Raw genomic sequence first — 7,614 nt, 5'->3', positions numbered from 1 at the left:
CGAACACGCGGTTGGAGAGGTCGTTCTGGCGAAGGAACTGCCAGATGTTCTCCTGGGGGTTCAGCTCGGGGCTGTATGGCGGCAGCGTGAGCGTGCTGATGTTGTCCGGCAGCTTGAGCCTGCCGCCGGGTTTGAGCCATCCGGCGCCGTCGATGACGACAAGCGCATGGGAGAATGTCCGGTGACCGGCGCCGCTGCTTCCGGCCGTTCGTGGGCGAGCCGATGCGTAAGAACCTCGGCGTCAAGTGCGGTCAGTTCACCGCGAACTCGCCATCGCGCCGCGAGCGGGATACGGTGGCCGGCGTAACCCGGGGCGGCGACGGCGCGAACAGGTGCGTGCCGCGAGCCGGAGGGAGCGCCCAGATGAACCGCCGCAAGATCCTGTCCATCGGTCTCCCGCTCGCCGGCATCCTCGCCGCCTTCCGCCTCGGCTCCCGCGGCGCCGAGCCCGCCGCCGCGGGCCCGTTCGAGGTCGTCAAGAGCGACGCGGCGTGGCGGCTGGAGCTCGAACCGGAGGCCTACGCGATCCTGCGCGGGCACGGCACCGAGCGCCCGGGGTCGAGCCCCCTGAACCGCGAGAAGGACTCGGGCCGGTTCGCCTGCGCCGCTTGCGACCTGCCGCTGTTCTCCTCCGAGACGAAGTTCGAGAGCGGCACCGGCTGGCCGAGCTTCTGGGCGCCGATCGCGGGGGCCGTCGGCACCACCACCGACGGCGCCTACGGCCTGCGCCGCACGGAGGTGCATTGCCGCCGCTGCGGCGGCCATCTCGGCCACGTCTTCGCCGATGGGCCGCCGCCGACCGGCCAGCGCTACTGCATGAACGGCGCGGCGCTCCGCTTCCACGCCGCCTGATCCTCACGCGTCCTCGGCCCGGCACCGCGGCCCGAAGACCATCCATCGAAGACCATCCACCTCGGAGACCTCATGCCCCACGCGTCCCCCACCGAGAAGACCAGCCTGCGCGCGGTCGGCCTCGCCACGATCGCTGGGCTCGGCCTGATGGCCGCCGCCTTCTCCCTGCGCGGCTTCGCCCACGCGGAGGAGGCCGGCCGGCGCCTGCCGGAAGCAACGGTCGCGGCCCGCGAGACGGGCCTGCACACGGCGACCTTCGCCGGCGGCTGCTTCTGGGGCGTGCAGGGGGTGTTCCAGCACGTGCGCGGCGTGAGCCAGGCCGTCTCGGGCTACGCCGGCGGCGACCGGGACGATGCGCGCTACAGCGCCGTCAGCACCGGCGGCACGGCGCACGCCGAGGCGGTGCGCGTGACCTACGACCCGGCGGTGATCCGCTACGACGAGTTGCTGCGGATCTTCTTCTCGGTGGCGCTCGACCCGACGCAGGTGAACCGCCAGGGGCCGGATTCCGGACCGCAGTACCGCTCGGCGCTCTTCCCCGCGGACGCGGATCAGGCGCGGGTGGCCGCGGCCTACATCGCCCAGCTCGACGCGGCCCACACCTACGGCCGGCCGATCGCGACGCGGATCGAGCCGGGCGCCGCCTTCTACCCGGCGGAGGGCTACCACCAGGACTTCATGGCCCTGCACCCGGACCACCCCTACATCGCGGCCAACGACGCCCCGAAGCTGCGCGACCTCCAGGCGCTGTTCCCGGAGCGCGTTACCCCCGAGCCGGTGCTGGTCGGCGGCCGCCCGCCGGCGTGAGTCCGGCCACGGCGACCCGCGGCGCGTCCGTGGCGACGCGCCCGATCGCCGCCGGCCGGCGGGACGCGCTCGGCGGGCGACGACCTTTCAAAGCGCCGCGTTCGACGGATGACGCGCTCGGAGAAGGATTTCGTTCGCGATGATTTAAATCTTCCGAGGCAGCGTCCCGCGGAAGGCATCGAATCATCATCGGGACGAACATCATGAAGCTCGGTATCCGCTCGCGCCTGTACGGCGGTTTCGCGGCCCTCGTGCTGCTCGCCGGGGGAATGGGATGTTTCGCCGCCGTGCAACTGTCCAGCCTCGCCGGCACCTACGACATACGCGGCCGCCTGGAACGCAACACGCGTGACGTCTTGGCGATCAACGGCCTGAGCGATCGGTTCCTGGCGCAGAGCTACGCGTTCCGCGCCACGCAGGCCCAGGCCAGCGTGGACGGGATGTCGGCCAGCCTCGCCTCGATCAAGACGCTCTCGGACGGCCTCATCGGCCGCGCCCTCAGCGCCGATCACAAGGCCCTGTACGCGACGATCCGGGAGCAGGACCAAGCCCTGTCGGATAACATGGTCAAGCTGATCGAGCTCGGCCGGACGACCCAGGACGGCAAGGGGAAGCTGTTCGCAGCCGGCGACGCCCTGGTGAAGAGCCTCGGTACACTGGCGGCGGAGCTGCGCACGGCGGGCCACGACGCCGGCACGGCTCAGATGCCCGGCCTGGAGAACGCGATTCTCGCGGTGCGGGTCGCCAACTGGCGTTTCCTCGCCACCCTCGATGCCAAGGGGCCGGCCACCTTCGCCGCCAGCGTCGCCAAGGCCGAAGCCAGCCTCAGGGCCTTGCGCGGCCTCGACCTCGGCACGCGGGAGGGGGCGGCTCACAAATCGGTGGAGGACCTACTGGGGTCCTACGTCGCGAGCTTCCAGTCCGTGTCCGCGGCGCTCCTGGCGACGGACGCGCTTTACGAGCAGAACATCAAGCCGCAGATGGCGAAGATGACGGACGCGGGCCTCAACGCCCGGGCCAAGATCGAAGCGCACCTGATGGAGCTCACCGCGACGAGCGATGCCACGATGCGGACGGCGCAGACCGTGCAATTCGTCCTGCTCGGGCTGATCCTGGCGCTGGGCGCAGGCCTCGCCCTCGTCATCGTCCGCAGCATCGTCGGGCCGATCGCCGGCATGACCGGCGCGATGAGCCGCTTGGCCTCCGGCGAGACGGCGGTCGTCGTGCCCTCGCAGGACGCGACGGACGAGATGGGCGAGATGGCCAAGGCCGTCGATGTCTTCCGGCAGAACGCCATCGCCCGGATCGAGCTGGAGGCGCAGCAGGTGTCGGAGCAATCCGCCCGCCAGCACCGCGCCGACCGCGTCGATCACCTCGTGCAGGGCTTCGAGCGGACGATCGCCGGCGCCATCGGCATCGTCACCTCGGCGGCCGCCGAACTCGACGCGACGGCCCAATCGATGACGGGGGTCGCCGACGACACCAGCAGCCGGGCCATGGCCTCGAGCGCGGCCGCCGAGGAGACCTCGGCCAACGTCCAGACCGTTGCCTCGGCCGCCGAGGAGATGGTGGCCTCGCTCCAGGAGATCGAGCGGCAGGTCCAACGCTCCACGGAGGTCGCCGGCCACGCCGCGCGGGAAGCTGAGGCGACCTCCGCGACGATGGCGGCCCTGACGCAGGCCTCGGCCAAGATCGGCGAGGCGGTGACGATGATCTCCAGCATCGCCGGGCAGACCAACCTGCTCGCGCTCAACGCCACCATCGAGGCAGCGCGCGCGGGCGAGGCCGGACGGGGCTTTGCCGTGGTGGCCTCCGAGGTGAAGGAACTGGCCGGTCAGACCGCGCGGGCGACCGAGGAGATCACGGCCCAGATCGCGGCCATCCAGGCGGCCTCGCAGCAGGCCTTCATCGCGATCCAGGGGATCGGCCGCACGATCGGCGCGGTCAACGAGATCACGGGCACGATCGCCGCCACGGTGGTGGAGCAGACCGCGGCCACGAGCGAGATCGCACGCAACGCGTCGGAGGCGGCCCGCGGCACCCAGGACGTATCGACGAACGTGGCGCAGGTGCTGGCCGCGGCGGGCGAGACCGGAAGCGCCGCCCAGCAGGTGCTCGGCGCGGCGGGCGAACTCGCCACGCAGTCGCTCGTGGTCAAGGAGGAGGTCGAAAGCTTCCTCTCCGCCATCCGGGCCGCGTGAAGGCGGGGCGCCGCAAGCGGACCTGGGGCGTCTTGCGTGATCGCGTCGTCTTCACGCGAGCCGGTGTCCACCTCGCTGGAAAACGCTCCGGCGCCGGGATCGCGAGAACCTCTCATGCCAAGTCTCATGGGTCACGACCCATGAGGTCCGGCGGACCACCGCCGCCCCGCAGTCGCGGGGGCCGGATCTCAAGGAGTCGGGCTCATTGAGATCCGGTATTATGCCAAATCTCATGGGTCATGACCCATGAGGTCAGGCGGACCGCCCGCCTCGCAGTCGCGGGGGGCGGGATCACCAGACCAGCCGCTCGATCACCGCGTCCGGCTGCACCGCCTGATTCGAGAGCCACGCGGCGATGTCGCCGAGCCGGTGGTGCGCGGCGGTGAGCCCGAGCTCCTCGGCGTGGATGCCGCGGGCGACGAGCAGGCTCGGGATGCCGAACGCCCTGGCGCCGGCGATGTCGGTGCGCAGCGCGTCGCCGACCGCGAGCACCCGGGCGGGGTCCGGCGCGGCGCCGCCGTCGAGGGACGCGGCGAGTTGCATCGCCGCCGCGTAGACCGGGCGATGGGGCTTTCCGGCGTAGGTGACCCTGCCGCCGACCTCCGCGTAGGCCGCCGCGATGAGGCCGGCGCAGGGGATCAGCAGACCGTCGCGCTCGACCACGAGGTCGGGGTTGGCGCAGATCATCGGCACGTCGCGGGCCTTCAGGGCGGCGAGCGTGCCGCGGTAATCGTCCGCCGTCTCGGTGGCATCGTCGAACAGGCCGGTGCAGACGACGAGGTCGGCGGCCTGCGCCCCGACCAGCGCCACGTCGAGGCCCGAGAAGATCGGCGCGTCCCGCTTCGGGCCGAGGTGGTGGACGCGGGCGCCGGGCCGCTTCGCGACGAGATCCCGGGTGAGGTCGCCCGAGGTGAGGATCGCGTCGTAGGCCGCCCGCGGCACGCCGTATCCGTCGAGGATGCGCCGCACCCCGTCCCAGGGGCGGGGGGCGTTGGAGACCAGGACGACGCGGCGCGGGCGCGCGCCTTCGAGGCCGCGGAACGCGATCAGCGCGTCGCCCGCGCCCGCATGCGCCCGGGTGCCGTCGTGCAGCACGCCCCAGACGTCGCACAGGATCAGGTCGTACCCGGCCGCGATCCCGGCGATGCCGGCCAGCGTCGGGATCGTGGAGGGCATCATGATCGGTCCTGCGCGGTCTCGGGCGCCGGGTTAGGCGGGCCGACGCCCGATGGCAACGGCGGTCGTCAGCCCACCCGGCGCAGGAACGCCCGGAACGGGCGGCGCTCCGGGGGCGGGTCGGAGGGCTCCTCCGGGGCGGGCGCGGGGGCCGGGGGCGGCGCGGCGAGCACGTCGGCGCGCACCGGCCGCGGCGGGGCGAAGACGGCCCCTTGCGCGAACGGCACGTCGAGGTCGATGAGGTCCGGCACGTCGGATTCCGCCTCGACGTTGCCGGCGACGAGCCGGATGCCGGCCCGGGCCAGCGCCGTGACGAGGTCCTCGATCGCGATGTCCGACAGGTCGCGGCGGGCCGGCCCCGGCCGCAGCAGGAGGTCGGCGGGCACCTTGACCTGGCCGACGCCGTGGCCGGCAAGCGCGGCGGCGTCGAAGCGGAGATCCGTCGGGCGGTCCAGGGTGAAGCCGATCCGGCCGCGCATGGCGGCGAGCGCGCCCGCCTGCTCGGCGTCGAGGGTGCGCCAGCTCGCCTGCGGCAGGGCGACGACGAGGCGCCCGACGAGCGCCGGCTCGGCGGCAACCAAGCGGGCGAGGGCGCGCAGGAACCCGGGCTCGAACAGCGAGAGCGGCGACAGGCCGTAGGCCACCGCCGCCTCGCTGCCGCGGCCGACGAGGTGGCGGGCGATGGTGGCGACGCGCTGGAGCATGCGCCGGTCGAGCTCGGTCGAGCGGCCGTGCCGCTCCAGCACCGGCAGGAACGCGTCGGGCGCCAGGCTCGCGCCCGAGACGCGGAGCCGCGCCAGCGCCTCGTAGGAGGCGACCTTGCGCTGCGGCAGGGTGACGACCGGCTGCAGGTGGACTTCGAGCCCGTCGCCGTCGAAGGCCGCGATCACGGCGGCGTCCTCGGTGGGACCGGAGCGGGGGATGGGGCGCGGCGGGATCGGCCGCGGCGCGGGTGCGGGCTCCGCGCGCCGCGCCGCGGCCTCGGGGCCGGCCGGCGGCGGGGCGGGAACGGGCGGCGGCGGAGGGGCCGGCGGCGCGGGGGGGGCCGGCGCGGGCGCCGGGGCCCGCGCCGCCAGGGTGGCCTCGGCCTTGAGCCGGGCGATCTCGCCGTCCTGCGTGCCGACCACGCCGGCCAAGTCGCGCACGATGCCGCTGAGCAGGCCGATCTCGACCGTCAGTTCCTCGACCTCCCGCGGGAGCGCGGCCTGGGCCGGATCGGGCCGCAGGGCGGATTCCGCCCTGAGCAGGCGCCTGGACAGCGCGTCGAGTTCCGCCGAGACCTTGTCGCAGCGCGCCCGCAGCCCGCTCGCGCGGGCGTGCGCCGCGAGCGCCGCCGCTGCTGCGGCGGCGGCGAGCGCGAGGGCACCCGCGACCGGCAGCAGGGCCGCGAGGGGGCCAAGGATCACGAGCCCGAGGAGCCCCAGGGCCAACAGGCTCGCGTGCCGGCCGAAGTTCCGGATCATCGGACGGGTCGCCCCTCGTCTCGTCAACCTGCACGGGACGCCGTCCCCGGCGGCCGATGCCGGATCGGGGAGACCTTCTTTTGTCGCCGAGGGCCGGCGCGCCCGCAAGGCGGGGGCGGCGGGCCGGCGTGGATTTCGCGGGTGTGTGACATGCGCCTCATCCCCGCCCCGCCCTTGTCGGCCGCGGCGGCGCGCCTGAACCGGCCGAGACCGGGCGGAGCCGCGAACGTGGACGAGACCGAGAGCGACCTCCTGATGCGGGTCGAGGGCATGACCTGCGACGGCTGCGCCGACGCCGTGGGGCGCACGGTCCGCCGGATCGGGCGGCGGCGGTGAAGGTTGACCGGGCGCGCGGCCGGGTCGCGATGCCGCGTGCCGGCGCACGCCATCCCTGAAACCGAAAAAAGATTTGTCGTCGCGGCGAAAACTTTCGACGCGCTTTTCGGTCCCGCTTGTCGCAAAATGGGAGGGTAGACTGGATCTTGGTCCCAGTCTCACGAGCGCCGCACGGCAAGAGCCGGCGGACCGGACGTGCCGGGCATCAACCGGACGCCGCACGACGCCCGCGTGGCAAGAGGTGAGGAAACCATGCCCTCAGACATCGAGATCGCCCGCGCGGCGACGCTGAAGCCGATCGCGCAGGTCGCGGAAAAGCTCGGGATTCCCGACGACGCGCTCCACGCCTACGGCCGGCACATCGCCAAGCTCGACCACGGCTACATCGCCGGACTGGAGGGCCGGCCGGAGGGCAAGCTGGTGCTCGTCACCGCGATCTCGCCGACGCCCGCGGGCGAGGGCAAGACCACCACCACGGTGGGCCTGGGCGACGCGCTGAACCGCATCGGCCAGAAAACGATGATCTGCCTGCGCGAGCCCTCGCTCGGCCCCTGCTTCGGGATGAAGGGGGGCGCGGCCGGCGGCGGCAAGGCGCAGGTGGTGCCGATGGAGCAGATCAACCTGCACTTCACCGGCGACTTCCACGCCATCACCGCGGCCCATTCGCTCGCTGCCGCGCTCATCGACAACCACGTCTACTGGGCCAACGAGCTCGACATCGACGTGCGCCGCATCCACTGGCGCCGGGTCGTCGACATGAACGACCGGGCGCTGCGCGC

6 protein-coding genes and 1 pseudogene are annotated in these 7,614 nt (G+C 73.2%); 4 read left to right on the top strand and 3 right to left on the bottom strand.

Going from position 1 to position 7,614, the window contains the following annotated elements; all coding sequences use genetic code 11:
- Positions 1-169: pseudogene (locus ACFE8Y_RS19815) on the bottom strand (transposase); the annotation flags it as partial.
- A 194-nt stretch (positions 170-363) separates the two neighbouring features.
- On the opposite strand from ACFE8Y_RS19815, the gene msrB reads away from it, so the two are divergent.
- The 3 genes from msrB (at position 364) to ACFE8Y_RS19800 (ending at position 3,860) form a co-directional block, all read left to right on the top strand.
- Complete coding sequence (gene msrB, locus ACFE8Y_RS19810; RefSeq protein WP_375466090.1) at positions 364-852, top strand: peptide-methionine (R)-S-oxide reductase MsrB; 489 nt, start codon at positions 364-366, stop codon at positions 850-852.
- Between the two features lie 72 nt (positions 853-924).
- Positions 925-1,659, top strand: a complete 735-nt coding sequence (msrA, locus tag ACFE8Y_RS19805; RefSeq protein ID WP_375466089.1) for a peptide-methionine (S)-S-oxide reductase MsrA — start codon at positions 925-927, stop codon at positions 1,657-1,659.
- A 203-nt stretch (positions 1,660-1,862) separates the two neighbouring features.
- Positions 1,863-3,860, top strand: a complete 1,998-nt coding sequence (locus tag ACFE8Y_RS19800; RefSeq protein ID WP_375466088.1) for a methyl-accepting chemotaxis protein — start codon at positions 1,863-1,865, stop codon at positions 3,858-3,860.
- A gap of 291 nt (positions 3,861-4,151) precedes the next feature.
- Here ACFE8Y_RS19800 and ACFE8Y_RS19795 read toward each other — a convergent pair whose 3' ends face one another.
- Together ACFE8Y_RS19795 and ACFE8Y_RS19790 are read right to left on the bottom strand one after the other, a co-directional pair.
- Positions 4,152-5,039 (bottom strand): TIGR01459 family HAD-type hydrolase, encoded by an 888-nt coding sequence (locus ACFE8Y_RS19795; protein WP_375466087.1) that lies wholly within the window; start codon positions 5,037-5,039, stop codon positions 4,152-4,154.
- A 65-nt stretch (positions 5,040-5,104) separates the two neighbouring features.
- Positions 5,105-6,499 (bottom strand): EAL domain-containing protein, encoded by a 1,395-nt coding sequence (locus tag ACFE8Y_RS19790; protein WP_375466086.1) that lies wholly within the window; start codon positions 6,497-6,499, stop codon positions 5,105-5,107.
- A 588-nt stretch (positions 6,500-7,087) separates the two neighbouring features.
- Between ACFE8Y_RS19790 and ACFE8Y_RS19785 the strand changes: the two genes are divergently transcribed.
- Positions 7,088-7,614: formate--tetrahydrofolate ligase (locus tag ACFE8Y_RS19785; RefSeq protein WP_375466085.1), on the top strand; the 527-nt coding region annotated here is incomplete at its 3' end.

The sequence above is a fragment of the uncultured Methylobacterium sp. genome (assembly GCF_964242245.1).
GTDB lineage: Bacteria > Pseudomonadota > Alphaproteobacteria > Rhizobiales > Beijerinckiaceae > Methylobacterium.
This window is presented reverse-complemented; position numbering and strand designations above follow the sequence as displayed.

Coding starts and splice junctions, on each gene's coding strand:
- msrB (WP_375466090.1), top strand. CDS start 364: ATGAACCGCCGCAAGATCCTGTCCATCGGTCTCCCGCTCGCCGGCATC.
- ACFE8Y_RS19795 (WP_375466087.1), bottom strand. CDS start 5,039: ATGATGCCCTCCACGATCCCGACGCTGGCCGGCATCGCCGGGATCGCG.
- ACFE8Y_RS19790 (WP_375466086.1), bottom strand. CDS start 6,499: ATGATCCGGAACTTCGGCCGGCACGCGAGCCTGTTGGCCCTGGGGCTC.
- msrA (WP_375466089.1), top strand. CDS start 925: ATGCCCCACGCGTCCCCCACCGAGAAGACCAGCCTGCGCGCGGTCGGC.
- ACFE8Y_RS19800 (WP_375466088.1), top strand. CDS start 1,863: ATGAAGCTCGGTATCCGCTCGCGCCTGTACGGCGGTTTCGCGGCCCTC.